The sequence below is a fragment of the Zooshikella ganghwensis genome, from assembly GCF_018263875.1.
GTDB classification, from domain to species: Bacteria; Pseudomonadota; Gammaproteobacteria; order Pseudomonadales; family Zooshikellaceae; genus Zooshikella; species Zooshikella ganghwensis.
Map to the genome: position 1 here is coordinate 46,907 of NZ_JAEVHG010000025.1, position 25,396 is coordinate 72,302.

The 25,396-nt window shown below is 37.7% G+C and carries 26 protein-coding genes and 1 pseudogene; 9 read left to right on the top strand and 18 right to left on the bottom strand.

The window, feature by feature from the left end; genetic code table 11:
* Window positions 1–71: 71 nt before the first annotated feature.
* Window positions 72–527: a hypothetical protein gene (locus KHS79_RS23115; protein ID WP_212722483.1), complete on the bottom strand. Its 456-nt coding sequence runs from the start codon at window positions 525–527 to the stop codon at window positions 72–74.
* Window positions 528–789: 262 nt separating this feature from the next.
* Here KHS79_RS23115 and KHS79_RS23120 point away from each other — a divergent pair, with 262 nt between their 5' ends.
* The 4 genes from KHS79_RS23120 to KHS79_RS23135 all read left to right on the top strand — a co-directional run bounded on the left by KHS79_RS23120 (window position 790) and on the right by KHS79_RS23135 (window position 4,672).
* Window positions 790–1,050: a hypothetical protein gene (locus KHS79_RS23120; RefSeq protein ID WP_212722484.1), complete on the top strand. Its 261-nt coding sequence runs from the start codon at window positions 790–792 to the stop codon at window positions 1,048–1,050.
* Between the two features lie 7 nt (window positions 1,051–1,057).
* Window positions 1,058–3,544, top strand: coding sequence for a zeta toxin family protein (locus KHS79_RS23125; RefSeq protein ID WP_212722485.1), 2,487 nt, complete (start codon window positions 1,058–1,060; stop codon window positions 3,542–3,544).
* Entirely contained in the window at window positions 3,541–4,038 is a 498-nt protein-coding gene (locus KHS79_RS23130) for a hypothetical protein (protein ID WP_212722486.1), read from the top strand. The genes KHS79_RS23125 and KHS79_RS23130 overlap by 4 nt, the downstream gene beginning before the upstream one ends.
* Before the next feature lie 343 nt (window positions 4,039–4,381).
* Window positions 4,382–4,672: a hypothetical protein gene (locus tag KHS79_RS23135; RefSeq protein WP_212722487.1), complete on the top strand. Its 291-nt coding sequence runs from the start codon at window positions 4,382–4,384 to the stop codon at window positions 4,670–4,672.
* Between the two features lie 67 nt (window positions 4,673–4,739).
* On the opposite strand, the gene KHS79_RS23140 is transcribed toward KHS79_RS23135, so the two are convergent.
* The 10 genes from KHS79_RS23140 to mobA form a co-directional block, all read right to left on the bottom strand.
* Window positions 4,740–5,372, bottom strand: coding sequence for a hypothetical protein (locus KHS79_RS23140; RefSeq protein WP_212722488.1), 633 nt, complete (start codon window positions 5,370–5,372; stop codon window positions 4,740–4,742).
* 29 nt (window positions 5,373–5,401) lie between these two features.
* Window positions 5,402–6,064: an OmpA family protein gene (locus KHS79_RS23145; RefSeq protein ID WP_212722489.1), complete on the bottom strand. Its 663-nt coding sequence runs from the start codon at window positions 6,062–6,064 to the stop codon at window positions 5,402–5,404.
* 19 nt (window positions 6,065–6,083) lie between these two features.
* Window positions 6,084–6,446 carry a hypothetical protein gene (locus KHS79_RS23150; RefSeq protein WP_212722492.1) on the bottom strand — a complete coding sequence of 121 codons (363 nt, stop codon included), beginning with the start codon at window positions 6,444–6,446 and terminating at the stop codon, window positions 6,084–6,086.
* An 18-nt stretch (window positions 6,447–6,464) separates the two neighbouring features.
* Complete coding sequence (locus KHS79_RS23155) at window positions 6,465–8,654, bottom strand: DNA topoisomerase 3 (RefSeq protein ID WP_212722494.1); 2,190 nt, start codon at window positions 8,652–8,654, stop codon at window positions 6,465–6,467.
* Window positions 8,655–8,720: 66 nt separating this feature from the next.
* Window positions 8,721–9,032, bottom strand: coding sequence for an IcmT/TraK family protein (gene icmT, locus KHS79_RS23160; RefSeq protein ID WP_212722496.1), 312 nt, complete (start codon window positions 9,030–9,032; stop codon window positions 8,721–8,723).
* Complete coding sequence (gene traJ / locus KHS79_RS23165) at window positions 9,022–10,179, bottom strand: plasmid transfer ATPase TraJ (RefSeq protein WP_212722498.1); 1,158 nt, start codon at window positions 10,177–10,179, stop codon at window positions 9,022–9,024. The genes icmT and traJ overlap by 11 nt, the downstream gene beginning before the upstream one ends.
* Window positions 10,176–11,054 (bottom strand): type IV secretory system conjugative DNA transfer family protein, encoded by an 879-nt coding sequence (locus tag KHS79_RS23170; RefSeq protein ID WP_212722500.1) that lies wholly within the window; start codon window positions 11,052–11,054, stop codon window positions 10,176–10,178. Before KHS79_RS23170 ends, traJ begins: the two co-directional genes overlap by 4 nt.
* Before the next feature lie 15 nt (window positions 11,055–11,069).
* Window positions 11,070–11,522, bottom strand: coding sequence for a DotD/TraH family lipoprotein (locus KHS79_RS23175; RefSeq protein ID WP_212722502.1), 453 nt, complete (start codon window positions 11,520–11,522; stop codon window positions 11,070–11,072).
* 68 nt (window positions 11,523–11,590) lie between these two features.
* Window positions 11,591–14,149 (bottom strand): TraI/MobA(P) family conjugative relaxase, encoded by a 2,559-nt coding sequence (gene traI / locus KHS79_RS23180; protein ID WP_212722505.1) that lies wholly within the window; start codon window positions 14,147–14,149, stop codon window positions 11,591–11,593.
* A 1-nt stretch (window position 14,150) separates the two neighbouring features.
* Window positions 14,151–14,456, bottom strand: a complete 306-nt coding sequence (mobA, locus tag KHS79_RS23185) for a plasmid mobilization protein MobA (RefSeq protein ID WP_212722507.1) — start codon at window positions 14,454–14,456, stop codon at window positions 14,151–14,153.
* A gap of 1,225 nt (window positions 14,457–15,681) precedes the next feature.
* Here mobA and KHS79_RS23190 point away from each other — a divergent pair.
* Genes KHS79_RS23190 through KHS79_RS23200 form a run of 3 tightly spaced genes read left to right on the top strand, consistent with a single transcriptional unit; the run spans window position 15,682 to window position 17,550 of the window.
* Complete coding sequence (locus tag KHS79_RS23190; RefSeq protein ID WP_212722509.1) at window positions 15,682–16,167, top strand: hypothetical protein; 486 nt, start codon at window positions 15,682–15,684, stop codon at window positions 16,165–16,167.
* A 26-nt stretch (window positions 16,168–16,193) separates the two neighbouring features.
* Window positions 16,194–16,910 carry a nucleotide-binding protein gene (locus KHS79_RS23195; RefSeq protein WP_212722511.1) on the top strand — a complete coding sequence of 239 codons (717 nt, stop codon included), beginning with the start codon at window positions 16,194–16,196 and terminating at the stop codon, window positions 16,908–16,910.
* Entirely contained in the window at window positions 16,903–17,550 is a 648-nt protein-coding gene (locus KHS79_RS23200) for a hypothetical protein (protein ID WP_212722513.1), read from the top strand. The genes KHS79_RS23195 and KHS79_RS23200 overlap by 8 nt, the downstream gene beginning before the upstream one ends.
* Before the next feature lie 45 nt (window positions 17,551–17,595).
* On the opposite strand, the gene KHS79_RS23205 is transcribed toward KHS79_RS23200, so the two are convergent.
* Window positions 17,596–18,267 (bottom strand): hypothetical protein, encoded by a 672-nt coding sequence (locus tag KHS79_RS23205; protein ID WP_212722515.1) that lies wholly within the window; start codon window positions 18,265–18,267, stop codon window positions 17,596–17,598.
* A 43-nt stretch (window positions 18,268–18,310) separates the two neighbouring features.
* The gene (locus tag KHS79_RS23210; RefSeq protein ID WP_212722517.1) at window positions 18,311–18,568 is read right to left on the bottom strand and encodes a hypothetical protein; all 258 of its coding nucleotides are present in this window, start codon (window positions 18,566–18,568) and stop codon (window positions 18,311–18,313) included.
* Window positions 18,569–18,843: 275 nt separating this feature from the next.
* Here KHS79_RS23210 and KHS79_RS23215 point away from each other — a divergent pair, with 275 nt between their 5' ends.
* Window positions 18,844–19,323 carry a ParB/RepB/Spo0J family partition protein gene (locus KHS79_RS23215; protein WP_212722518.1) on the top strand — a complete coding sequence of 160 codons (480 nt, stop codon included), beginning with the start codon at window positions 18,844–18,846 and terminating at the stop codon, window positions 19,321–19,323.
* A 38-nt stretch (window positions 19,324–19,361) separates the two neighbouring features.
* On the opposite strand, the gene KHS79_RS23220 is transcribed toward KHS79_RS23215, so the two are convergent.
* From KHS79_RS23220 to KHS79_RS23240, 5 genes and pseudogenes are all read right to left on the bottom strand, one after another.
* Entirely contained in the window at window positions 19,362–19,580 is a 219-nt protein-coding gene (locus tag KHS79_RS23220) for a hypothetical protein (RefSeq protein WP_212722519.1), read from the bottom strand.
* 520 nt (window positions 19,581–20,100) lie between these two features.
* Window positions 20,101–21,369, bottom strand: a complete 1,269-nt coding sequence (umuC, locus tag KHS79_RS23225) for a translesion error-prone DNA polymerase V subunit UmuC (RefSeq protein ID WP_212722520.1) — start codon at window positions 21,367–21,369, stop codon at window positions 20,101–20,103.
* A 215-nt stretch (window positions 21,370–21,584) separates the two neighbouring features.
* Window positions 21,585–22,025, bottom strand: a complete 441-nt coding sequence (locus tag KHS79_RS23230; protein WP_212722521.1) for a hypothetical protein — start codon at window positions 22,023–22,025, stop codon at window positions 21,585–21,587.
* 8 nt (window positions 22,026–22,033) lie between these two features.
* The gene (locus tag KHS79_RS23235) at window positions 22,034–22,459 is read right to left on the bottom strand and encodes a hypothetical protein (RefSeq protein WP_212722522.1); all 426 of its coding nucleotides are present in this window, start codon (window positions 22,457–22,459) and stop codon (window positions 22,034–22,036) included.
* A gap of 491 nt (window positions 22,460–22,950) precedes the next feature.
* Window positions 22,951–24,488: pseudogene (locus tag KHS79_RS23240) on the bottom strand (IS3 family transposase).
* 91 nt (window positions 24,489–24,579) lie between these two features.
* On the opposite strand from KHS79_RS23240, the gene KHS79_RS23245 reads away from it, so the two are divergent.
* A complete protein-coding gene (locus tag KHS79_RS23245) occupies window positions 24,580–24,942 on the top strand; it encodes a hypothetical protein (protein ID WP_212722523.1) in 363 nt (120 codons plus the stop codon).
* Window positions 24,943–25,396 lie beyond the last annotated feature (454 nt).

Below are 25,396 nucleotides of genomic sequence, written 5' to 3' on the forward strand. Positions count from 1 at the left end.
TTCGTGAAAATAAATAGTAGAAAGTGAAACAATTGCACTTACAGTATTAGTCATAATTAAGCCAGGTTATTTTATATTTTCGCTATTTTTTTCATTAGTAGTAACGTTTTGTTCGGACTTAAATTTAGCTTTACTAGTGATTGTATCCACATAGATACGGCTTTACTTGTTGTACCATCATGCATCAATAGACGACATGCTGATGATGTCGAACGACCTATGAGCTTTGCAAACATTTCACGGTCTTTAGGGTCATCTTTAAGTCCTAGAAATGTGTAGAACTCTTTGATATCTGGTTGTTTATTGTTCGGAACAAGCTCTGGATGTTGATTGAATAGCTCTAAATGCATAACAATCACAGCATCTTGTAGAGGCTTAGCGAGCACATCTGGCTTTGTGAGGTTGATCCAGTTATTTTCTGTAATACCAAACGCCATGGATGCTTCAAGCTTTGTAAGACCATGTTTAAGCCGCCATGCTTCAAGATCATCAGCCGTTCTTTGAGTCAATTCTGTAGATAATGTCATATGCTCGCAGTTCTTCAATTATAGTTGCTTTATAAAGCAATATGTTTCGTGTATTATATACTATACAAAAAAATGTCATTCTCATAGAGCTATTATACATCAACTGATAAATGACAATCTGATATATTTGCACACAGTGTTGTATATATTTTCTCCCAATACACTCAGATTGCATCTTTATAACGTGTTTAACATCAACTTACTGAACCAAGGTAAGTTGTAGAGCTATCGATATTAAAAATGGTGATATTAAGGTTTTTTAATGACACTAAGTACGTCAGATAAGCTAGCTAGATACGAAACAGCACAAGAAATAATAGGAATGTTAATTTCTATCCGTGCTGAATGGATATATGAAGAAAAAGCTAAAGCAAAACCAGATCAGGAAAAAATTGATAAATGGATGGCGGAAAGTACTTCATATAGGAAGGAATTACATAATTTACGCATTAATGATCACAATAAAATAGATTTTATAATTAATGAGTATGGCCCTATAGTTAAAACGTATATGAGTAGTTGAGGTATAGATGGATAACAACGAATATATACTTCCAAAGGCTCTACATGATGAAATATTTAAAGAAAAGATTGAAAAAGATTACTTAGAGTTTAGTAAAGCACAGAAAAGTCCTATAGCAATTATTACTGGAGGCCAGCCAGGCTCTGGAAAGTCTGGCATCACAGAAGCGGCTGCAACAGAGCTCAGTGATAGAGGGGGTTGCATCATAGTAGATGCAGATGTTTTAAGAAAGGAACATCCAAGTTACGGTAAGCTTCTAAGAAACAATGATAAGCAGGCTGCAAACCTAACTCATCAGGATGCGAGCCAGTGGGCTGTTGAACTTATCAAATCTGCAGCACAAAACCGTAGGAATATAATCGTTGATCAAACATCTAAAGACCCAAAATCATTTGACGAGCTAGCTAGAGGGCTTAAACAAGCAGGTTATATCGTTGAGTTTCGTGCAATGTCTGTAAGTGAAAAAGTCAGCCAGCAACGGATATATAACAGGTACGAAACCCAAAAAATGGCGTATGGCCATGGACGCTTTGCCACAAAAGATAATCATGATGTTGCCTATAAAGGGCTTGCTGATGTAGTAGGTTTGGCTGAATCACAGAAACTTGTTGATAAAATCACCTTATATAACAAAGACCATAAAGAAATATACAGTAATCAAACTGTTGATAATGACTGGTCAAAGACCCCTCAAGCAGCAAATAAGATAAATGAAGAGCGAACTCGCTCAATGACCCCAAGTGAAATTAGTGAATTACAGGAAGGTTATAGGAAGATTAAGTCCATGGTTGAAGCTCCAGAGCGCAATGCAAGCGCAGAAGAAATAAAAAATATAAATAACCTATTGGCTGAATCAAGGGAACAGGAAGAAAGTTTAAAACAAAATAAAACAGAAGTTAAAAATGGATTTACTTCAGGAAATGAAAACCCTGATGATAAACCATTAGATCCTGAAGAAGCATTAAAGAAATTAAAATCAGCTCATCTCGATCATAAGCCAATAACACAGCAAGTTCTTGATAGTATGAGTTATAGAGCAAATGATGACGACTCTGTAACTTATTTAGTGGATAAAGAGCCTGTATTTATAGATCATGGTGACCACCTGTCAATAGTAAAAGGTAAGTCAGAAGACGACAAAGCTATAGTTGCCGCAGTATTATTTGCAAAAGAAAAGTATCACGGATCATTTGAGTTAACGGGAAGCGAAGAGTTTAAGAAAAGAGCAATAGAGTTAATTGTAAATCACAATATTGAGGTCAACCTTAAAAGCCCAGCACAAGATGCATATAAAAAAGAGCTTTTGAAAAACAAAGAAGCAGAGCTAAGCACTGCTGAGGTTAAAGTTGCTGAGAGTCAACCTAAAGAGCAAGATGGAGCTATAGGAAGAAAGAATTTCGAAGAGATTCTAGACCAGAAGTTTGTTATTTCCCATAAAAGTGCTGAAAATGAGACAAAATACTTAAAGAACGATGCAGGCTGGTCATATTCAATTGAAGACGCTAGGCACTTTAAAACAAGAGATGACGCAGAGAAGGTTGCAAGCACGTACTCTGATTTAACTGGGGGGCCGCAATACACTATTGAACCAACAATGGTTAAGGGGCCGTCTGAAAAAGAAGAGAATTTTAATACCCAGGCAAGCAGTCAAAAATCAATCAATCAGAAGCCCGATAGTAATGGGGTTAGGCTTGTTGGCTTTGGTCACGCTAAGTACCAATTTCAGGATAATGAAGGTGATAGTTTTTACGTCCAAACACAGGGTTTTTCTGGAGATATAAAAACTGTTTGGGGGGTAGATCTTGAACGTGCGATTTACGAAAGTGGTGTGAAGGTCGGAGATAATATAGAGCTTCAAAATTTAGGCAGGCAAGCTGTTACAGTAGAAAAGCCAATATACGACGCATATGGTCAACAGGTCGATACTCAAAAAATACAGACACATCGTAATACTTGGGCTATCAACCAGGCAGATGGAAAGGAGGTTCTTCTAACTGCAAAGCAGAAACTAGCTAATGGTGAAGATGCAACGCTTAAGTTATATCCAGCGGAAAACGGTAATTTAGAAGGCTTTTTAACTAAAAATAACCAAGCATACCCAATTCAAGCGATTAGACAACAAACTGATGATAATAAAGTTAGTTACAAATTAGTTGGTTACCTTGGTGATACACAGAAGCAGTTAGGTCATGGTAATGCTGTGAATAGCCGCACGGATGGTAAAGAAGTTAACTATGATCAAATGCTATTCCGTATTGGCAATACTATAATGCAGGCCAAACTTGAAGGTAAGCCAGATAGCACAATTCATGAGTCACTAGGTTTCAAGCAGCCTCAAAAAATACAGCATGAGAATTCCCAAAAAAGGGAAAATGACTCACTAAAGGTCAAAGACTATAAGAGCAAAGAAACTGTTGAGAAAAAGCCAGTGAATGACTCACTGGAAAACCAAAGTACGAAAAGTGCCCCAAGACCAAAGGCCGTAAGACCATGAGAATCTCTAATGTTATCAGTATAATGACTTTGTGCTTATTAATCTTATCTGGTGTAGTAAACTCAGCTCCATGTCGTACAGCTGAAGCGGCGGTCAAAGGTGCTGAAGATGGATTCAAACTGGATAAAGATGCAGCATATGAAGTAGCACGAAAAGAAAGGTCATCGAGTAATATTTTAGGTCGATGTGTTGGTAGTATTACTGCAATATTTACTACACCACAGTTTCCATCTCTTGCTGCGATATTTAAGCGTATACAAGAGCAAATTTGTCGTATGGTAAGTCAGAAAGTTGATGATGCTGTAGGTGCTGTAAATGGTCAAATTGATGGTATTTTAAGTGGTGTAAATAAACGAATTAATGATGCTGCAAGAAATGCTACAAAAGGTACTCCCTTAGAAGGGGAAATTCCGTCAGCAGGTGTTAGTGGACCGCGTGTTAATCGCTCAACTGGCAATTCGGCATCAGAGTTTTGGAGAAACATTTATAAATAATAGACCATCCAAGCATGGTAAATACTGAGGGTTGGTCAAAGTCATGATAGACCCTCATATTGCTCTTTATATTGAATTAAAGTGACTGCTCCCCTCCCTAGTCAGGCTTTGCGCCTTATATTCTCTCCAGCATTGGGTGAGGGTTTATGGCACGTTTGCTAAGGAAATTTGGCTATGAATTGATATATTATTTTTATGTTAGGATGGTCTATTGTTATAGGTTTTGTATTCTTAGATATAGCATACCTCTATTTTGTGTGGTCGAGTAATAAAGTTGTTAAAGGCCGTAGACCGCTGTTTAGTAAACAACTTTATTACTCGACCACATTCTGGAGCGTCATATGTGAGAACACTTGTGAAAAAAGTTTTTATTGTTGAAGATAAGTTTGCTATTAAAGGAAAGGGTATAGTTATAACCGGTGTGCCAGAGGGGCATTCACTTAAAGTTTATGAAGGAGATGAAATTTATATTAAGCAAAAATTATCCAAAGATATTCGTACCACTGTACTTAAACTAGAACTGTTCCGAAATTGCTGGTCACCACATAAACCTAGAAACTTGGGGCTGTTAATACCTAAACAAATTGGCATAGAGAATGTTGAACTGAAATCAGTCGTTTTTATAGATGTTTGATGCCATCTCACCTCTCAGGCTCCCAGGAGGAAACCTCAAAGTATGTCCATCCTTGGAAAAGAAGTCTTCAGCAAAAACTAATAGCAGACTTATGTTTTATGCTAAGGCGAGCAGCTTCATATAGTGCAATCCATACGCAATACTCACGATAAAAGCTACTATTAGACTCATTTATAAGGTTGATTCTTTGAGCTTCTTGATCTGACAATTCACCATTTTCCAACTCTATGCCTAACTTTGGTGCTATTTCTATAAGCTCCTTGAAAAGCATATAGCTTGAGCCAAGTAAACCACCTGGAACCTTGTCACCAACAAGAATATCGTTAAACTTTATTGGCAAATAAAAGCCTTCACAGTCAGAATGACAAAGCAAATGACTTGAGAACATCATCATTTGCTCTTCAAGTACTGTGTCAGTTGCAGGATCAACACCATCACTTACAGGCATTGGTCTCCAATCTGGAGTTTCAATAATATTCGCGTAAAAGCGCCTTAAATAGTGAAGATATGAATATGAAAAAGATTTACATGCGGATCTATTATTTAAATAGAAAGTAGCTTCTGGCTCAATGTGCTGCTCAATACCATTTTTCCTTAAAACAGCATTTAAATCTTCAAACCCTCTCTTGAGCAAGCCCGCCCCTTCGGCATCATTTTGGAGGAGATCAGAATACAGGCCAACACTAACAAATAATCCCATCTTTATACCCTATACAGAATTGCGTTCTACTATCGGTATTGTACGCCTTCCACAGCATACAGATTGATCTCAACGCGGCGGTTTTGTGCACGACCTTGTGAATTACTGTTGCTAGCTATTGGACGGTCTGGGCCATAACCAACAGGACGAACACGATTTGCCATCACACCTTGATTTATTAAATAACTTGCAACACTTCGTGCACGTTTGTCAGAAAGTTGCATGTTATAAGTATGAGCGCCAGTACTATCTGTGTGCCCTGCCACCTCGATAATAGTTTGATCAAACTCCCGTAAGACCATACCCACAGAGTTTAAGGTGCGATAAAATCCAGCTTGAATATCATAGGAATCGGTATTGAATGTAATATTTCCAGGCATAATCAACGAAAGTTGATCGCCGTTTCGTACAACACGAACACCCGTGCCACGTAAATGCTCTCTTAATGCATCTTCTTGACGGTCAACATAATAGCCCCAGCCAGAACCTGCAGCTGCGCCAATCGCTGCACCAGCAAGCGCTCCATCTTTTCCATTTGCTAGAGCGCCAATAACTGCTCCAGTTAGTGCACCAATGCCACCATACTTGCTGGTTTTGTTGTATTCTGCTTCTCCCGTATATGGGTTAGTTGTTTGACACCCTGTAAGTGCCACTGAACCAGACACTAAAACTGCAATAATAGTTTTTTTCATTAAAGTCTCCACATGATTTTTAAAGCGTTAACTGATAGTTTTCAATTAATCCTGCTAGTCTTTTATCACCAATAATCTTCTTAAATTCACCATAGTCGCTTTCACATAATGCCTTTTTACCATTGGTGTTTAATGTAAGGATATGTAAGATCAGTGGCGCTTCGATTTGCTTTAGTAAATTCTCCGATGCATTTTCCTTTATAGCTGTTTGGTATATTTTCACTAAAGCTTTAAAGCTAGCCAATTGTTGCTTGGTAGCTTCCTGATAGACTTCATTTACTGATATAGCAACATCATCAATATTTGTAGGAGTTGCATATACATGCGAAGAAATAGATGCTGAAATAATTGCAGCAATTACAGATACTTTTAACATTTGCATAGCCTATCTTCTTAAATCTTAACTGCAGTAATTAGGTTTACCGTATTCATCAGAATATCTTTGTTTACAAGTTGGAAATCCTGAACAACCCCACCATGAAGCTCCGACTTTTCTACCAACCCTTTTGCCAGGTCTTCTTATAAGGCCGCTTCCACATGCTTCACACTTAAAACTTGATACCACAGCCTTGGGCTTTGGTTTTAGTGTCAAATCAGGTTCACCTTTATTATCGGGATAACTAGCTTTACAGCCATCTTGGTAGCCAGTACAACCCCAAAAGTAGCCATTTTTACCTTTAATACGTCGAAGTGCTTTTGTACATTCAGGGCAGAAGTGGACATTGGCTTTGATGGCTAAACCCTCAGCTTTGATACGCTCTACCTCAGCTGACAGATAACCACAAAACTCTTCTAAAAACTGATTAAGGTTTAACGAGTTGTCTTGAATAAGCTTCTGTTGCTGGTGCCAAATGGCTGTCATATCTGGCACAACAGCCGACTTAGGTAGCACATCATGAAATTCACGGCCTAGCTTTGTGCTGATAATTTTCTTGTTTTTCTTCTCCAAATAGCCCCGATCCAGCAGGTTTTTTAATATAGTACTTCGAGTTGCAGGCGTTCCGATTCCACCATGCTCACCTTTTTTCCCTTTATCCTTTTCAATGAGGGATTTTTTTATTTCAGGATCTGAAATGTATTTAGCTACACAAGCCAGATCTTTTAGCAACGTGGCTTCAGTGTATCGAGCTGGTGGCTTAGTTTCTTTCTCTTCTACCATAGTGTCAGTACAGAACCCTTCAGTATTAGTTTTGAAAATACTGAGGTCTTTATCTGTATCGCCCTGGGCTTCTAGCTGATCATTATCTTGATCATTTTTATACAAAGCTGTCCAACCGGCTCTTAAGATCATTTTACTGGTAACTTGATACTCGTACCCTTCACACTCAATTGATAAGCCTGTTTGTCGGTATAACTGTTTCGGAAAAAACTGCGCAATATACTGTCGTGCAATGAGTAAATATATTTGCTGTTCTTGTTTAGATAAGCCTTCAAGGTTAGCTGTAGCCTCGGTTGGGATAATTGCATGGTGAGCACTAACGTTTGCAGAGTTGAAAGCTCTACTCTTAATTGAAGGATCACCTTTACTTGCTGCTCCCTTAAGTGCTGGCGCAGTTTCAGCTATAGCTGCTAAAACACCTGTAGCGTCTTCGTGTTGCTCATCACTCAAATACTCGCAATCTGAGCGGTTATATGTAATTAGCTTGTATTTCTCTCTCAAATTCTGAGTAATTGTAAGCGTTTCATCAGGACTAATATTGAATTTTCGGCTAGCATCAGCTTGAAGTGAAAGTAAATTGTATGGTAATGGCGGGGCAGCTTCTTTTTCTTCGCTATGTACGTTCACGATTGTTGCATGCTTGTTTTTACAAGTCTTCGCAACTTTTTCAATAAACTCTTTGCTTATTACACGCTTTTTATCATCAATTGGATCATCAGATTTTGGTTTAAAGTTTGCACTAACTGCTTGGTTATCAAAGTCAAAGTGACCAGTTAAAGTATAGTATTTGCTGGCTTTATGATCCTCATTAATTCTATCCCGATGTACAACAAGCCCCAAAATTGGTGTTTGTACACGTCCAACGCTAAGAACATTAGAAAGCCCTTTCTCGCGACCAGATAAAGTACAAACACGAGTCATGTTGTATCCATACATTTGATCTGCAACCGAGCGCGCCAACGCTGACTGATACAGACCATAAAACTCGCTGTTATCTCGTAAATTATTTAGAGCTTTTTTTACAACATTAATGTTATTGTCGTTAATAAGTAGTCGTTTAACCGGCTTTTTATTATTTGCATAAACCAATATTTCATCACATAGCAATTGACCCTCTTCATCAGGATCTGATGCGTTTACTATCTCATCAGCTTCTTTAAGTAGTGATAGTATTATATTTAATTGCTTCTTCGACTTAGGTATTTTTTTATATTTCCAGGGAATATTTATAATTGGAAGATCATTTTTATTCCATTTTGCATAACGCTCGTCGTAATCTTCAGGGTCACACAATGCAAGCATATGACCAAAGCACCAAGTAATCTTATCATTGCCACAATCAAAGTAACCATCTTCTCGCTTTGGCGTTACCCCAAGCGCTGCAACTATTGCTTTAGCAACATCCGGTTTTTCTGCAATAAATAAACGCATAACGCCCTCGCAAAGTGTCTACGATTTATTTTTTCATGGTGTTGGGTAAGTCACATCAAATAGGGGCTAAATATCGCCTCGAAATCTATTTCTATACCACCAGGGCCTAGCATGAATAATTGACCCTCGAACAATATGTAAGAATTTGGCCCAGATAACTTTAAAGCTAAAACCAAACTTTCTGAGGATAGAAAAGAAAACTATCGTTCCCGCAGCTATATAAAACGTCGTCCAAGACCAATGATAAAGCCAGATAAATAGTGGTGCGTAAGCAACAGGAGTAATACCAAAAACTGTTTCATCATGTGAAGCATACTTCCAAATTGATATGCCTTTTGGCGTATTATAAGCTTCTTTTTCATCATCTCTATTTAGCATTGCGCTCATCCCTTACTCTAAACGCCTTATAACCCGCCAACTCTATAAATTCCTGCTTATCTATTTTCCCTTCTTTAAATAGCAGCCAAGCTTTATCATCAATTGTCTTTTCTGCATTTTCTAGCTTCTGTCTTAACATTGGAGCCCACCGATCATATGAGTGATCCTGCAGCTCATTTCTCAACTCTCTGTCAAATACTACAAACTCTCGAATAGCTTCACGCTTACCATCAAGGGTTTTCAATAGCCGCTGAACAACAATCACTCGCAGTGTTCCCATTAATCGGCTAGCCACTGATGCTTGCTGTGCAGGAGGATAAACCTGTATAACACGGTTAATCGTTTCTGCTACAGATTCAGTATGCACAGTTGCAAAACATAGGTGTCCTGTTAGGCCAGCCTCTACCATTGCGTCCATCGTTTCCAAATCCCTGGCTTCCCCAATGCCGATAATAGATGGCTTACGGCGCATACCATTCCTGATACCGTCAGCAAAAGTTTGTATGTCACGTCCTATCTGCGATTGCGCAGGCTGTGGGCCTTTCCAGTGAGATCCACCGAGTATGAATTCAATAGGATCTTCGTAGGTAATTACTTTTCGGTCTGGGTAGTGCTTTCCTGCATAAGCGTAAATGCCTGCTTGAAGTGTTGTCTTACCAGAACCTGTTGGACCACAAATTAGAACAATACCCATAGCAGGGTAAAAAGCATGAAATAGCTCTTCTTCAATGCTCATTTTGTTCAAGTCAGGTAGTTCTGATGGGATAATACGCATTGTTATAGCGTAAGCTTCATTAACACGGGCAACCCTAGCCTGAATAAAGTTACATCGAAATCTTAAGTATTCCCCTCTAGGAATCCCGTATTCTTCACCATAAACTTCTAAAGCTCGGTCTGCACCATAACCTGAGCCTAATGCAGCCTCGACATCTGCAGACCAAAAAGTAGATATTAAATTTGATAAGTGAGCTTGTTTGATGGTATGAGTCGTAGCCTTGATTTGGCGTCCATATAACTCAACCCAAATATAGTCTCCACCTTGAACCAAAATATCTGAAACGTTCTTGTCAGCACAGTACTTTAGAAACCGCTTGAACTCCCCTGAGTCAAGCTCTCCATGGAAGTTGAATTGTTCAAAGTCTATCATTGTGGTTGCTTAATAGGTGTCACTCTATTTTCTTGCGTATTTTTAATCACCCATCGATTACCACGAGTCACAGATGGCTCCCATTTTTTTGAATCAGTTTCAAACTTAGCTTTATCAACAAACCTACGATGTTTATCGCCAATGATTAACTCATTTTCATCACCAGTGACAGTTTGCTGAGTTTCTGCTACTTGAGTTTTTGAGATCATATTGTTCTGCAGCAAGATTGAGTACCGCATCATTCCAACAAAGTCTCTGGTTAAACGATTGAAATTCTCTTCTAGAATCTCATCAGCCTGTTTATGACCATCTTTCCACCCTTTTTTAACTGCTTTTTCCCATATTTCTTGCTCTTCACTATTTTTAGGTCTAGCTGATTTATCAGGAAGGTCTATATTATTTGTAAGAGGTAAACCGATATATAAATAATCTCTCCATGTTGGAGGCACAGAAACAAACTTTTCCGGTCTATGGATTTTATAAACACGGCTTGCTGTCCTAATTTGTTCTTTTTCGAATGACGCTAAATCTTGAGCTTCTACAATTATAGGGGGTAAGTTCCCATTTGAAGTCATTATTGAGCTAAACTGAAACTGTTGATTTAGCTCTTTTTCTCGTGAGTCCAGCTTCTCAATCAATAGCTTCGCACGAGCAACCAGGCCACCTTGCAAACCTACACTATATCCCGCATCCTCTAGAACTTGGCTTCTAAGATCAGTAACCTCGACTTCTTCTTCAGCAGCAGGAACAAGTAAATCATCAAGCGTTACAGGCTCTGATTTTTCTGGTTTTTCACTTTCGGCATCCACACTGTTATTTGCTAAGGTAATGTTAGCCGCTAAAAGTAATGGTATTAAAATTATCTGAGGCTTCATAATTACAATCCCTGATTACTGCTTTTTTGGTGGGTTATACTGCAGTAATAATTTGTCAGAATATACCGCAACATTTGCCCTGTAGCCTACTTGTGCGGAAATATTCCGAATAACTTCGTTAAACGTAGTATTTTCCTCGCTAATACTAACAGGTAGTGGCTGCCTAACCCCTGTAAATGCAAACTTCAAACCTCTATCACGCGCAAGCTTATTTAATAATTGAAGAGCATCACCATCCCATGCAATATTAATAGGCTGATGATTAGTCATGATCATGTTATATCGACCACGCTTTTTGTTAATGGCAGCAGCGTGATACAAATCAGTTTGCGTCTTCTGAATTCTTTTTGCTGAATCTAATATCAACTGATCAACAACTGAAGTATCTTCATTAAACTGCTTAGAAGCGCAACCTACGAATAGCGAACATCCAAGTATTAAAGCTATATTATATCTACGCGGTACCATAACTTTTATTTAGCCCCTTGATTATTTTGTATAGAGTGTACAATACAAAATATAACTAATCAATTTTATTACTTCAACTTTGCTTTATTTGTCTTATTTAGCTTACTTTTATGTATTGTTTCCTGATGTTTCAGCTTGCTTAAGTCTTGATTTGTCAACTCAACACTTAACTTCTTAGCATCAATCACTTCTAAAACTTTCTGTTTAAAATTATCTGTACCAGTAATTTCGAACTGGTTCCCATATTTTTCCTTAGCTACCATTAATGCAATTTCAATATCCTTATGAGTCACTTCTTTTTCACTACTCATAGCCAGAACTTTACCATGATCAGTAAATATTTGTGCTTTCCCTCTCATATATACTACGGAACCCGTATCACTCACATTAAAGTCTAAATTACTAATTTCAAATGCCACTGGATCTTCATGCGCTTGTGTTCGAATACCATTCGATAAATTATCTGACTCTATTGAAGCTATACTTTTTGCTTTACGCTTTTCAGCATAAGCCCAGCCACGTAATTGACTTATAGCTGCATCATCCCCAAGCACTGCTTGTAGTTTTACCCAGTCACGATAGGATAGTCTTATATTGGTTGGATCTTGCTTTAGTATTTCACGCTTTTCTCTTAAGTCAGCTTTTAGCTTTTCACGCGCCATTAATGTTTCAAACGCAATAATACTATATTGCTGCTTCCTAATGCTTATATCGTAAATTGTTTCACGAACATGCTCTCTCTTTCTTCTTGATGCATCTCTTATTTCTGCATACAAGCTTTTCACCAGATCAGCATCTAGCCGCGTGTACTTAAACTCTTTCTTATATTTTTGATAGTTTTCTTTTAACCTTCGCCTCGCCTCAGCCCGCTCTTGTCTCCGCTCTTCTCTAAGTACTGGATCACGCTTTAACTCTCGAAGGTTGTCGTATTTATCTTTTGTTTGGTTAAGAGCCTCTTCCCTTCCGCCCTCAAATGCTTGAAATGCTCCTAAACGCTTCTCAAGTCGTGGTTTAGATAGCTGTTCATGTAAATCACTTGCTTTAATTGGCACGGTACTTTTATTAAATGCATCATATACTGCTAAGCCCCGCCCTTTTTCACGAATCTCAAGTCCATGCTTCGCTAATGTTTTGTGCAACTCTTGCCAGGTGAATTTGTACTGTTTTAATAGTTCTACTACATCTTTTCTTGCAGCCCCTCTAGCATAAGTGTAAAAGCTCTCATGCCCTGTGAAGCGCTCCATGTCCAAGGCTTTCGAAGGCTGTTTTTCTTTTGTATTTGGTTGCTTACTTGACCAATCAATGACTTTCTTTCCATTCCTCTCAAATACGGTGTAAGGTCCATTGTCATGCTCCCAGCCATATTTAAGTTCAAGCTCTCTCATCGCTTTATCTAGCTTAAAGTAATCTCTGTCTGGATAGACAGCATTTAATGTGTATGGGTTAACCCTATTGACTGACATATGTAAATGTATGTTGTCTGTATCTCGATGTATGGCAAATACATACTGATGACCTTCCATCCCCACAGACTTCATTGCATGAAGTCCACAGTCAAATGCTTGTTCATCGGTTGGCGACTCACTTTCCGGCCAAGATAATACAACATGATAAACAGGGTCTTTAACTCTGACATTTTGGTCAGCAACTGCTTTCATTTCTGCACTAGCTGTTTCTAGTGATAAGCAGTTATGTTGACAAGAAATGTTTGAAGGCGTTTTCTCTCTGCGATACTCAGCATCATCTAGCAAGAAAGCTAATTCACTCTCTAGCTCTTGAGAGTCCAGTGAATCCCCTTCCCTTTTTTTAAAATTTTGTGCTTGGCTAATAAGTGAGTTCGACCTAAACCTAGCTCTAACTTTTTCTTTAAACTCATCATCAAGATCTTTCAACTGGCTAAGGAAGCGATCCCCATCTGCGAGATTTTTATTAATACGACGGATCATCTTTAACTGCCGCCATTGATACAGCTTTGATAGTTCAGATACAACCCTAAAGCGGTTTAGGGCTGCATTACTGTTTACTTCCATGTTCTTTAGGTAGTGATTGGCTGCTTTTAAGTTTGACTTAATATCTCTAAGCAACTCTTCACTTGTTTTTTTTACTTTTTCTCTACTACTTCTTTCATCTCCTCTACTTTTAATGCCAATGGCTCCAGCAGTGAAAGTAAGGTTGGCTCTATTGGCTCTGGCTCTTTCTTGAAAGTCGAGATCAACTCTTCCAGTTTTGCTGATATGTCGTTCTGCTGATTCAAGATTGTTTCTAGTGCGGGACAAACTTCGCTGATGTTTATAGCCATTTACGCCTCCACTTTCTGCTTTAAACTGTCTACCACTTCGCTCATATCTTCTTCTGTTAACTTCAAGAGCTTTTCCAATATTTCTAATATAGGCTCTGATGGCATTTGCATTAACTGGATCAGCTCTTCTAATTGCTTTGATATTGTGAGCTGACTCTTTGAGATTTCTTCTAATAGCATCAAGAACTTCGTTGTGTCTTCTTCTGTCGCTTGTATCGTGCTTGTCATTTAAACTTTCCTCGTCCTCATCTTTGTTTGATACATACTCAATTAAGTCTTTAAAGCTACTTCTATCATCGGAGCGTTTTGGCGGAACTTTCGCTAACATTTCATTGCCCCACTCTTCCTATAGCCTCTTTAATCGCTTTTAAGATTTCAGCATATTCTTTTGACCACAGCTTACCCTTCCCCCCCTCATTGAATAGATGTTTTTGAAGTCCACCAAGTCGATTCAGCTCATTAATGATTTGAGATTCAACTTTACTTTTTGTCTTTCTGCCTAAACCTGCACGCCTCAAAAACTCAGGAACACTGACACCTGTATCACAGGCTTTTTCTTTCAATACTTCCTTTTCATCTTCAGTAACTCTTACCATTATTATTTTGGTCTTTTTCCTATTTTCACTTTGGCTCATATTGGTCACTTTTAGTTGGGGTCTCGGGGCTTGCCCTGAGCAGGGAGGCAGGCAGAATGTAGGGAGTGAAACGACTGGAATGACGCCGGTTGCTATAACGTCCATTTATGGCGGTATAGCAAGCCCTACCCTGTCCCTAGTTCTACATCTCAGAAAAACTATACCATATACAATATCGGTATCAATCTGTTGTATAACAAAACACTATAAAATTAACAAAACCATTAACTATACATATCACAATACTGAGCACTATATGATGTTAATACTAACTACTAATATAGTGCGACTTATATATCTATAGCTATGTCGGTAACTATACGATGGTAGTGACATGTTATGAATCATCGCTATAGTCAATACAGCAAGCAATACATAGCACAGTCTGAAGCTCTATATGTTATCAATACTTAGGACTAGCTTAGATTCAGTATTAATGACAATAATAGATACAATACCTATTACGAGTTTTATATCTATAGCTATGTCGGTAACTATACGATGGTAGTGACATGTTATGAATCATCGCTATAGTCAATACAGTAAGCAATACATACCACAGTATGAAGCTCTATATGCTATCAATACTTAGGACTAGCTTAGATTCAGTATTCATGACAGCAATAGATTCAATGCCTAGTACGAGTTTTATATCTATAGCTATGTCGTGAACTATACGATGGTAGTGACATGTTATGAATCATCACTATAATCAATACAGCAAGCAATACATACCACAGTATGAAGCTCTATATGCTATCAATACTTAGGACTAGATCAGATTCAGCATTCATGACAATAATAGATTCAATACTTAGCACAAGCTTTATATCTATAGCTATGTCGTGAACTATACGATGGCAGTGACATGTTATGAATCATCGCTATAGTCAATACAGTAAACAATATATGAAACAGTTTGTAAGACAATAGAAAATTTGTACTAACTAACAGATTGAATACAACTTTAACCCAATACTGATGGCAAGTATTGTGACTATAAAAAATTAATTATTTATACGATAAATATAACATAACTATAAACAACACTTAATACAGTATGAATACAACTCAATATACAAGACTATATACTATACAACATACAATACTATACGCTATACTGCATTCAATACTGATACCAGCATAACATTCTGTATTTACTATGGTATTCACAACAAACTATCAGCAACAGTTATAACCACCTCTCTACAAGCTGACTACACCAATGACGATGATTACACTAGATGCTATTGAAGATATAAAGAAAGAGCTTTCAAGTCTTCCTGAGCCTAAAAATAAGGCTATCAGTTCAAATGAAGCTATACGACTTATGATTGATGAAATCATTGAGCTTCAGAAACAAGGACACACACTTAAAGAAATACACACTGTCATTTCATCAAAAGGAGTTGAGATTAGCTTACGTACATTCACACAGTACGTTGCAGAAGCAAAGAAAAACAAACCAAAGAAGCCTAAAGTAAGAGCTAAAGTTGAAACACCTTCCACCCCAAATTCAAAAGTTGCTAAAAGCAGCTCTCCAGACAAAAAAGCCACAGTTGCAAAACCAAAGCAAGAACCAGCTACCGAAGCATCTATAGATAACACAATAGCTATTAAGACAGCTACCAACACAACTATGGATGACACCAGTGTTTCTTCGGGGCGACGCTCTTCATTCGCATTAAAAGAAGACTCAGACGATATATAAGTATTTAAGTATTGAGGGTACAAAGCATGAGCAAAAAATCAAAAAATTTGCCAATTTACATGATTGGGGGTTCGAAAGGTGGTGTAGGTAAATCCACACTGTGTATAGCTCTACTTGATACACTGCTTTTTGATGCAAACAATGAAAGAACAAATATTGATGTATTACTTATCGAGTCTGATACATCAAATCCAGATGTGGCCAAGATGTATAAGGACGTAACAAAGACTGAGCTGATTGATCTCGACCACAGAAATGGGTGGGTAGATTTTGTCAACGTATGTGATGAAAATCCTAATTCAGTTGTCGTTGTAAATACTGCTGCTAGAAATAACAGCGGTGTAGCTTCCCATGGTGAAAACTTAAAGATATCTCTAGAAGAGTTAAATAGAGATTTAATCACATTTTGGGTAGTAAATAGACAACGTGATAGCTTAGAACTACTAAAAGAGTATATGCAAACATTTTCTGAGTCAGATATACACGTTGTAAGAAACAATTATTTTGGTGAAGAACAAAAATTTGAGCTATATAACTCTTCAGCAATCAAAAAGAATATAGAAGAGAAGGGTGGTAAGTCTATCAACTTCCCTGAAGTTGCTGATAGAATTAGTGATGACTTATTTACTCGCAGATTGGCTATCAATAAGGCTATTGCTGACTTACCTCTGGGTAATCGCGCAGAACTTAAAAGATGGCGCAAAGACCTTCGAGTTATGTTTGGGGAATTAATGGATGTCTAAAATCGAACATGCGTTCGAAAAATTACTGCTTAGACAGCCTTCTGAAAAAGAAATTAAGCGGTTATATCGTATAAAAGACACGCTTAATTTAAGCGATAATGACGCGCTATGGGAAATTCTCATAGCGCTAGAATCATATGAAACCTTATATCGACGCATTCCAACACAAATATCTTCTCATACTTCTAAAGTACTCAATGATATTAATGAAACAGTGCAACTAGTCGCTGAAGCTGAAACAAAAAAAGCACTAAACTCCTTAACAAGTGCCGTAACTCAAACAAGTAATAACTTAGCAGATAAATTGACAGATGCTAAACGTTGGCAAATATGGGGAGTTACTTCGATAGGGATTACACTTTTTGGAGCGTTGTGCATTTTTATAGGTTATGTTTTGGGTAGTGGAAAATTACCATTTTGGGCTCTTAAAACCCCTTCAGAAAGCTTCCTTAGCACAATTTTTTATTCTTTAGCTAATACTCCAGCAGGATGGATTATCGCTGTATCTGGTGCAGGAGCATCTATAATTTCAGCATATAAAGTAAAGGATGAAATAAAAAATGGTAAGAAATTAGGTATATTATTTACTTCAGCGTCCTTATTAGTAGTTTCAGCAATATTTTTATGGCCTTTTTTTTAATGGGCAGATGGAAAGGGGAGGGCATGTGGAAGCCCTCTATACTACTTATTTACTATTTATCTCCCAGCCTTTATTTAAGCAGTAATACTCTAAAAATAGCTTAAGCTCTTGTCTATTATCCTTTTTTGGGTATAAGAAACACCATAAAGCAAGTATTATCATAATTACCATTAGAACAGCGGCCGCGAGCTTAGAGCCATCACCTTTAAAGTATATGAAAGCTGGGTTCATTATTGCAGCAACCAGAATAGGTATAAACAAGCAAACATGCTTTGAATATACTTCAAATATATTTTTTACATATTTATCTAACTTTTCTGATAATTTATAATATTTCAAAATATCATTCTTAGTTATATTTTTTTTCTCTAATTTTTTGTAAAACAAGCTATATCTTAGTAATGATTCATTATTAGGGAATATCATTTTTGAAGCATCATTACATATAGATATTTTTTTCATCCTATTTCTCTCGTATAGCTTATAAACAATGAATAATGAAATATTATAGCCCACAGCTAACATAAAAAATAATGGTGTATAAGATATAGCGCTATCCTTAGTTAGGATAGATGTTAAAAGTGTTAATACTATTATTGTAATACCAACACCAACTATAACTTTAAATAAAAGTGGGTTTGCTTTTCTCATAGTATAGCTTCTTGACTCTCTATAAATATCTAAAATATCTTCATTATATGAGTTTATAAGATTCATACTTATTTCCTTTACCGATTTTCTATAAATTCGAATTATGTTTTTAATTTATTAAGATTTTTGCTTTAGGAATAGTTTTTTCAAATGCTCTAATTGCTTCTATAAGTGACTTAAAGCCTATTTTTGTTGATATTTCATCATTGTTAAAGACAATAAACCATTCACGACTAACAATCTGCCTATCAATAATTCCACCAAGTAAAGGATCTGGATTTGTTATCATTTCTCCTTTTATTACTTCTGTCCAACTAGGCATAAGTTGTATACTACACTGTACTTCTGATTGTTGTTTGTCCATCATAAATATTCACCTCGATTCTCAATGATACAGAAGGAGAAGGCTAGGGCAGTGGTGGTAATTTTCCAACCTAATATTTATATATTTTACCCATATTGGGCTTATTTTCAAGAGGTAGAACTAGCAAACTCCAATGTTTTATGTGGAACATATCACAGTATCACTTACTCTACATCAATCATAACTTACTGTTTTTATTATACTTATAGGGCTTATATTGTATTATAAGCTAGAAGTATGTAGTATTTTGTGTAGCAATGCTACACAAAGAGAAACTAATGAGTAACTGGGATTTGGTAGAACGGTGCCGTCTGCTTTTAAAACAAAAACAAACTCAGCAAGAGATAGCGAAAGCCCTTAGCTGTTCCAGGTCGAAAGTCTCTCACCTTGCAAGAATTGCTCATTTAAACCCAAAAGTTATTGAGTTAATCAGAAGATACAACTTACCTTTCAGTTATTTACGACCACTACTAACAATAAATGATGTAAGCTTACAAATAACTATTCTAAAAATTGCTTTTGAAAAACAGTGGCGTTTAAAAACTATCCAAGCTTACATAAAACAACTTAAAAAAGACGACTTAAGCAAGTTAGACAACCTATCTCTAGAAGAATTAAGCCATACCGTCTCAATGAAAGTTAGTCATGCAGTTGTGATAAAAAAACATCCCAAAAAAGAGCAAGGGTTTTATATGGCGATTTCAATAAACAATAAGTCTGAATTGATGTCCCTAATTTCAGTATTGTGTAAAGAATGAAAACCCCGCCCGATTAGGGCAGGGAGCAGTCACTCAAGCTATCGATTTATTACGCCGTGTGTCTTACTTGTAATTACTGTTTTCCCAGCTCTTAAGTCTGTTTTTATGTTAATTTCATGTTCAAGGACTTTAAATGTAGAGTATACAACTTTGTTTTCTAATAGCCCCATATTTGATTTAAGATCATCCGAAAACCCCCAAAAACCATATGAATGAAGTCTTGTGAATGTATTTAAATCCATTTTAAGACGCTTCATAACTCCTTGGACTGTAGGACACGCTTCTATGTTAATAATAGGAAACTTGGCTAACATGCTAATATCTCAACTCTCAATGATACGGAAGGAAAGAGGCTAGGGGATGGTGGTGGTATTTCCCTAACCCTCTATTTATATATTATACCCATTTTGGTTTTATTTGCAAGCAATATTTAATTGTTTAGATCAAGAAAAAATATTCTTACAACACTTCCTTCCTTCCGCCCAAATAGACTTAAATTTAGCAATATGCGAGTTGTTTTAATTTTATTCACTTGAGAGCACATTCTCGTTAACTTTTCCTAACCGATGTCATGCAATAACTTATCCACCATTTTTGTGGATAGTTCTGTTGATGAGTTTAAGGGGTCTATGGATGGTGAGCTGAAAGGACGGTGATTAAATTTTATCCAATATCTAGTACTTTTGTTTTGTGGGCGATATATTGAGTAATTATAAGTATAGTTAGTTACTCAATGAGCTATGCTAATTTAACCCAGGGAGAATTCCTGAGTTTTTTCTATCTTACTAGTGGAATATCCTGCCACTGGGTTGTATATGCTGGAGACAGATAGTGCCTTTGCATACTCCAAGGTTTCTTGACTCCCTGACTAGCTAAAAAAATATTTTTTCCTGTTCGATTAATTTTATCGATTGTAGCCATTAAAGCCTGGCTCTTAGAGTCATTTCCACACTCAGAAAACAAGCTCTGTTGAAATACTCCAGGCTCGAAAAAGTCGCTTAACATGATTCCTGCTTTTGCATACCTGATTCCATCTCGCCAGATGAAATCAAGCAGCATCATAGCCACTCGTACAATGTCTCTAGTGTCGTCTGTTGGCATGTCCAGTGTTGCAGATGCTGAGTTACTGTAATACAGATCATTAGGGTTAAAGGGACTTGAGCGGATAAAAACACTGACAACTTTCGCGCATCGTTTCTGGCCTCTAAGCTTTTCACCTGCACGGCTCGCATATTCGCTAACAGCTTCGCGCATAGCGTTGATTGTCGTTATACGAGACCCAAACGAACGACTACATACAATTTGCTGTTTTGCTGGTGCTATTTCTTCAATATCAATACAACTCTCGCCGTTTAGCTCTCTGACCGTACGCTCTAAGACGACAGAGAAGTTCTTTCTAATAGTCTTGGGATCTGCTTTAGCTAGATCGAGGGCTGTTATAATTCCTTGCGTATTCAGGCGCTTAGAAAGCCTACGACCAACGCCCCAAACTTCGTCAACTGGGTATAGAGCCAACAAACGCTTTTGGCGCTCAGAACAGCAGAGATCAACAATGCCGCCAGTTGCGGGATAATCCTTTGCCGCATGGTTAGCTAACTTTGCTAGCGTCTTAGTAGGCGCAATGCCTACACATACAGTGATACCAGTGTATTGGCCTACTTTCTGCCGAATGTCTCGACCAACATCTAGCAACGAAACAGCACTTTCAACACCCGTTAAGTCTAGGAAGGCTTCATCAATAGAATACACTTCAACCCGTGGTGCAAGGGCTTCTAGTGTTTGCATTACGCGGCTAGACAGGTCGGCGTATAGTGTGTAGTTGGAAGAAAATGTCACTATTCCATGCCGCTGTATTTCATCTTTGATCTTGAAGACAGGCACACCCATTTTTATACCAAGCTGCTTAGCTTCCTTTGAGCGGGCCACAACACACCCATCGTTATTTGATAGGACTACAATAGGCCTGTTCTTAAGGTCAGGTCTAAACACTTTCTCACAGCTTGCGTAAAAGCTATTGCAGTCAACGAGGGCGAAGGTCTTTGTCATTCAAGCTCACAAATTGTTGCATAAAATATACTGTATATTAATACAGTATAATGTAGAGCAAGATTTGTGCAATCTGTTACTGATCCTTCTAGCTTGTTTCTGGTGTGAGACCTATATGAATACAAAGGGTAACCGACGGAATATCAAGGCGGATCTAGTTAATTGACTAGTCCATTTAGGGTACACCTATAGTGTACTGCTTAAAAAATGATCAATTACTGACTGTTTTTAAACTCATGTAACTTTTTGGGAAGCTCGTAGGCTAGTATTTCTAGTTTCTCTGCAAACCGTTGAAGTTCATCAAGTGTTATGTTTGTGTTATCTTTTCTATTTGTAAATGTTAATTGAATACATTGATCACTTGACTCTTCGTTTATGTATATATCAAAAGTAAATGGGTTATGAGCAATTAAGTGCCTATAATCTAGGTTACTTTTAACCATAATTAATAATTCAAATATACTTTCGTACGAGCTATTTCCGTCAAAGTATCCAATTAATTTATTAAATCTTTTATCAAAGCTATCATCGTTGTAATCTCGTTCAGGACAGACAACTTTATATGTCTCATACATAGCTTGCTCTATAGTCGCAAAATAAACCAGAATTTTGCCTACAGTGAGGTATAAATTAGATAAACCATCATATTTATCCATTGATTTTTTTAAGCTCTCTTTTTGTCTAAATAGATATCTTTTTTTTCAGATCCAAACAGCATTATTTCAAGAAGCTTTACGTCTTCTATTTTTTCGTTTCCACTACTTGAACGCATTAATAAAACCATTTGAGCAAAACGTTGCATTTGCTCGTTTGTATATAAAGACGCTCCTGATTTTTCAAAGTCAGCATAAGCCTTTATAACATCAGGAGAGCCATATAGGCATATCCTAGCTTTCGCATCAGCACCTTTTTTATTATTTTCCTTAGTATTATTTTTCATTGCTGCGCAGCAAACAAAGTCAATATAGTCTAGATATGCCTTACTTCTTAGGTCTCTTTGATGCTTGATATTTTCCTGATTCCTTGTAAAAAAGTATTGAGCATATCCACCAATAAGTATGCCAATTAGCGAAAAAATTGCTGTAATCATCTTAATCCCTTAGTTATACATATCTCTAGAATAAATATAGACCAGTTTTAAATTTACTCTTGAGCTGATAGATAAGAACTATTTTTCAGTACACTTAGGGTATACCTAAAATGGACTACCTATAAGCCAGTACACTAAATAGCAAGATACTATGTATAATGGACCACTATATGTGTACCAATGTAAAACGGACCAGTCGTTTATCAAAAAGTATACATTTTGAGAGGGGCAGGGAAGGACTATCAAAAGCGCTCTCATAAGTCATGTATCAAATTGCCTACAGACTTATGACAGGTTGCACGGCTGCTGAGAGGATACGCTGTTTAGTGCATTTGCTTCAGGCATGCTCATCAAGAGGACACAATTATATGCTTGATTAATGATAGGCTTTTCTCAAAATCACTCTCATAAATAGCGACGGTTAATTATCCTAAAGTGACGTAATATATTGCGCTGTTTGTCAAGATAGTTGTCGCATCAACCAACCTACACTAATGATTTAGCATTTGATTGTTATCAGGGTTAAGCCAAACCCTTTCAATTCGATTCCAATTACGTGTTTGACCTGTCCAGCGTCTTGGATTGGCCAATTTTGCTTTTTCATATACCACCTTACGGTTTCCCAAAATAGCGTGGTCTTTGCCTTCATGGCGTGCTTGAGGGGGCACAAACTGAATCCCACTATGTCGATGCACTTGATTATACCAAGTCACGAAACTTAACACCCAAGCCCTTGCTTGCATTAAATCGGTAAACCCCTTATAGGGATAATTAGGTCGATATTTGCAGGTTTGAAAAATTGATTCGGCATATGCATTATCATTACTCACTCGGGGACGATTAAATGAACTCACCACACCAAGATTATGCATCGTTTGCAGCATATCGCTACCTTTCATTGGGCTACCATTATCGGAATGAAGCACTAAAGGTTTTGTAGCAATGTTTTCCTTTAAATAGGCTTTTCTCAGTAAATGCGAGGCATTTTCTGATGACTCCTCTTCATGGATTTCCCAACCAACAATTTTTCGGCTAAATAAATCGAGTATCAAATACAAGTAGTAGTAAAGCCCTTTGGCTGGGCCAGGTAACCACGTAATATCCCAGCACCACACTTCATTGGGAGCCATCGCGACATAAGTGGCTAGTGGCTTCTTTTCTGGGCATTTACTCCGACCTCTATGGTGCTGTTGATGTTCAGCGTGTAATAGACGGTACATGGTCGATTCAGAACATAAATAAACACCCTCATCAGCCAAATAAGGCACCACTTGGCTAGGAGGCATGCTCGCAAATGCAGGGCTATTCATCACCTCCATCACGTGTTTACGCTCTTCTTCTGTCAAGGCATGTGAGGGTAATGAGCGAGTCGCCTCAGGGCGCTGGTCGGCTGTTACTCCACCACCTTCAACCCATCGTTGATAGGTTCTGGTACTAATAGCTAATATTTCACAGGCTTTACTTTGACGTGCCCCAGCAGCCAGGGCTTCATCAACCAGTGCCACCGCTAAGCAGCGCATCTCATGTGAGATTAATCGTCCTCTAGCTCCCCCCAGAGTGCCTGGGCTTTTTTTTGAAGTACCAGTAATGCTGCCGCCTCAGCTAATGCTTTCTCTTTTCGCTTGAGCTCTTTCTCAAGCTGGTTGTTCTTTTTTTGCTCCTGCTTTAGCTGCTCATAGGCTTTTTTCGAGTGAGCTTGCTGTGTTGCATTGGCCTCGACACACGCCTGTTTCCACTGCTGAATTTGTTCAGGAAACAAGCCTTTTTTACGGCAATATTCACTTAATTCTGCGGCATTAAAACGAGCCGTTTCAACCACAATATTAAACCGATCGGCTGAGGACCACTGCTCAGCATTCTTCTTGTTTCCGGGCATAACACAGCCTTTTCTTTTCGCAACCTGACGCCAATTATACAGGGTTTTTGCTGAAATACCGGTTTCTTCTGCAAGTGCTGGAACACTCATATTATGGGGTGGCATCATCTTCGCTAGAATAGCTTCTTTTCTTTCTTTTGATACGCGCTTCACTCATCATTCACCTGCGCCCCTTTCTTTAGATTTTTACTTCAGGTGAGGCGACAACTATCCTGACATAAGGGGGTATGGATCATCTCTTGGCATGGGAGGAATGTACTTTCTTATAGCTAAAAAGATATCTAAGAAAAATTACACTTTTTCGAAATGGCTTGAAGATGTAAGTGATAGGCCTGCACCATTTATGGATTTTGACCTTAGAGGCCTTGATGACGCTGACAGAAAAATTTTTTATGCGTGCGCTCGTGAAGCGTTTGACGAACTAAAAGAAGTACATGGTGACGATGTTATTGAGCGAGAGAGTGCATATTCGGCAAGAAACTTAGCGAGATTAATTCAAATGTACAAAAAGATCTTAAAGAATGAAGAGCCAGCTCTATTAAATGATCTAGACCATATAAAAGAATTTGATGGATCTAAAATTGACTTTAATGATATTTGGGAATAATAGACATCTAACAATAAATCTAAAAAAAACTAAATGATAGCACATTATGATTTGGTGTTAGGTGTTTCAAGTGCGTTTCGAATTAAGTTTAAAGCTTAAAAGTCATTAGTTTTTTAAGTTTGGTCCACTTTATGTTAATAGGATCGCAGTGAACTATTATGACACCTTTTCAATTGGAATTAACCGCTGACTGATGTCATTGTAAGAGGGTCGGTGAAATACAGACTCCTATCAACGGCGGGCTTCAAGCAGTAATAAAAGAGCTTGAGGCACACAATGTGTGCATGAGCGCTTGAACCCATGAGTTATCTATCAGTCGTGATAACTTGCTGTTTAAAAGGCTCTCCTCAATGAGGCGACCTTTTTGAGAGGTAGAAGTTACAAGTCATACGTGGATAGGATAGAAGACATACCAATGTATTCGTTAGCACAATGTGCGTAGGAGAAGGTATAT

Bases quoted from the DNA above. Each gene is read 5' to 3' on its own strand.
- KHS79_RS23175 (WP_212722502.1), bottom strand. From the start codon at position 11,522: ATGGTACCGCGTAGATATAATATAGCTTTAATACTTGGATGTTCGCTA.
- KHS79_RS23195 (WP_212722511.1), top strand. From the start codon at position 16,194: ATGAGCAAAAAATCAAAAAATTTGCCAATTTACATGATTGGGGGTTCG.
- KHS79_RS23115 (WP_212722483.1), bottom strand. From the start codon at position 527: ATGACATTATCTACAGAATTGACTCAAAGAACGGCTGATGATCTTGAA.
- KHS79_RS23120 (WP_212722484.1), top strand. From the start codon at position 790: ATGACACTAAGTACGTCAGATAAGCTAGCTAGATACGAAACAGCACAA.
- traJ (WP_212722498.1), bottom strand. From the start codon at position 10,179: ATGATAGACTTTGAACAATTCAACTTCCATGGAGAGCTTGACTCAGGG.
- mobA (WP_212722507.1), bottom strand. From the start codon at position 14,456: ATGAGCCAAAGTGAAAATAGGAAAAAGACCAAAATAATAATGGTAAGA.
- KHS79_RS23235 (WP_212722522.1), bottom strand. From the start codon at position 22,459: ATGATTACAGCAATTTTTTCGCTAATTGGCATACTTATTGGTGGATAT.
- KHS79_RS23230 (WP_212722521.1), bottom strand. From the start codon at position 22,025: ATGGATAAATATGATGGTTTATCTAATTTATACCTCACTGTAGGCAAA.
- KHS79_RS23220 (WP_212722519.1), bottom strand. From the start codon at position 19,580: ATGAAGCGTCTTAAAATGGATTTAAATACATTCACAAGACTTCATTCA.
- KHS79_RS23170 (WP_212722500.1), bottom strand. From the start codon at position 11,054: ATGAAGCCTCAGATAATTTTAATACCATTACTTTTAGCGGCTAACATT.
- KHS79_RS23155 (WP_212722494.1), bottom strand. From the start codon at position 8,654: ATGCGTTTATTTATTGCAGAAAAACCGGATGTTGCTAAAGCAATAGTT.
- icmT (WP_212722496.1), bottom strand. From the start codon at position 9,032: ATGCTAAATAGAGATGATGAAAAAGAAGCTTATAATACGCCAAAAGGC.
- KHS79_RS23210 (WP_212722517.1), bottom strand. From the start codon at position 18,568: ATGATGGACAAACAACAATCAGAAGTACAGTGTAGTATACAACTTATG.
- KHS79_RS23130 (WP_212722486.1), top strand. From the start codon at position 3,541: ATGAGAATCTCTAATGTTATCAGTATAATGACTTTGTGCTTATTAATC.
- KHS79_RS23140 (WP_212722488.1), bottom strand. From the start codon at position 5,372: ATGGGATTATTTGTTAGTGTTGGCCTGTATTCTGATCTCCTCCAAAAT.
- traI (WP_212722505.1), bottom strand. From the start codon at position 14,149: ATGTTAGCGAAAGTTCCGCCAAAACGCTCCGATGATAGAAGTAGCTTT.
- KHS79_RS23190 (WP_212722509.1), top strand. From the start codon at position 15,682: ATGACGATGATTACACTAGATGCTATTGAAGATATAAAGAAAGAGCTT.
- KHS79_RS23245 (WP_212722523.1), top strand. From the start codon at position 24,580: ATGGGAGGAATGTACTTTCTTATAGCTAAAAAGATATCTAAGAAAAAT.
- KHS79_RS23215 (WP_212722518.1), top strand. From the start codon at position 18,844: ATGAGTAACTGGGATTTGGTAGAACGGTGCCGTCTGCTTTTAAAACAA.
- KHS79_RS23200 (WP_212722513.1), top strand. From the start codon at position 16,903: ATGTCTAAAATCGAACATGCGTTCGAAAAATTACTGCTTAGACAGCCT.
- KHS79_RS23125 (WP_212722485.1), top strand. From the start codon at position 1,058: ATGGATAACAACGAATATATACTTCCAAAGGCTCTACATGATGAAATA.
- KHS79_RS23145 (WP_212722489.1), bottom strand. From the start codon at position 6,064: ATGAAAAAAACTATTATTGCAGTTTTAGTGTCTGGTTCAGTGGCACTT.
- umuC (WP_212722520.1), bottom strand. From the start codon at position 21,369: ATGACAAAGACCTTCGCCCTCGTTGACTGCAATAGCTTTTACGCAAGC.
- KHS79_RS23205 (WP_212722515.1), bottom strand. From the start codon at position 18,267: ATGAATCTTATAAACTCATATAATGAAGATATTTTAGATATTTATAGA.
- KHS79_RS23150 (WP_212722492.1), bottom strand. From the start codon at position 6,446: ATGCAAATGTTAAAAGTATCTGTAATTGCTGCAATTATTTCAGCATCT.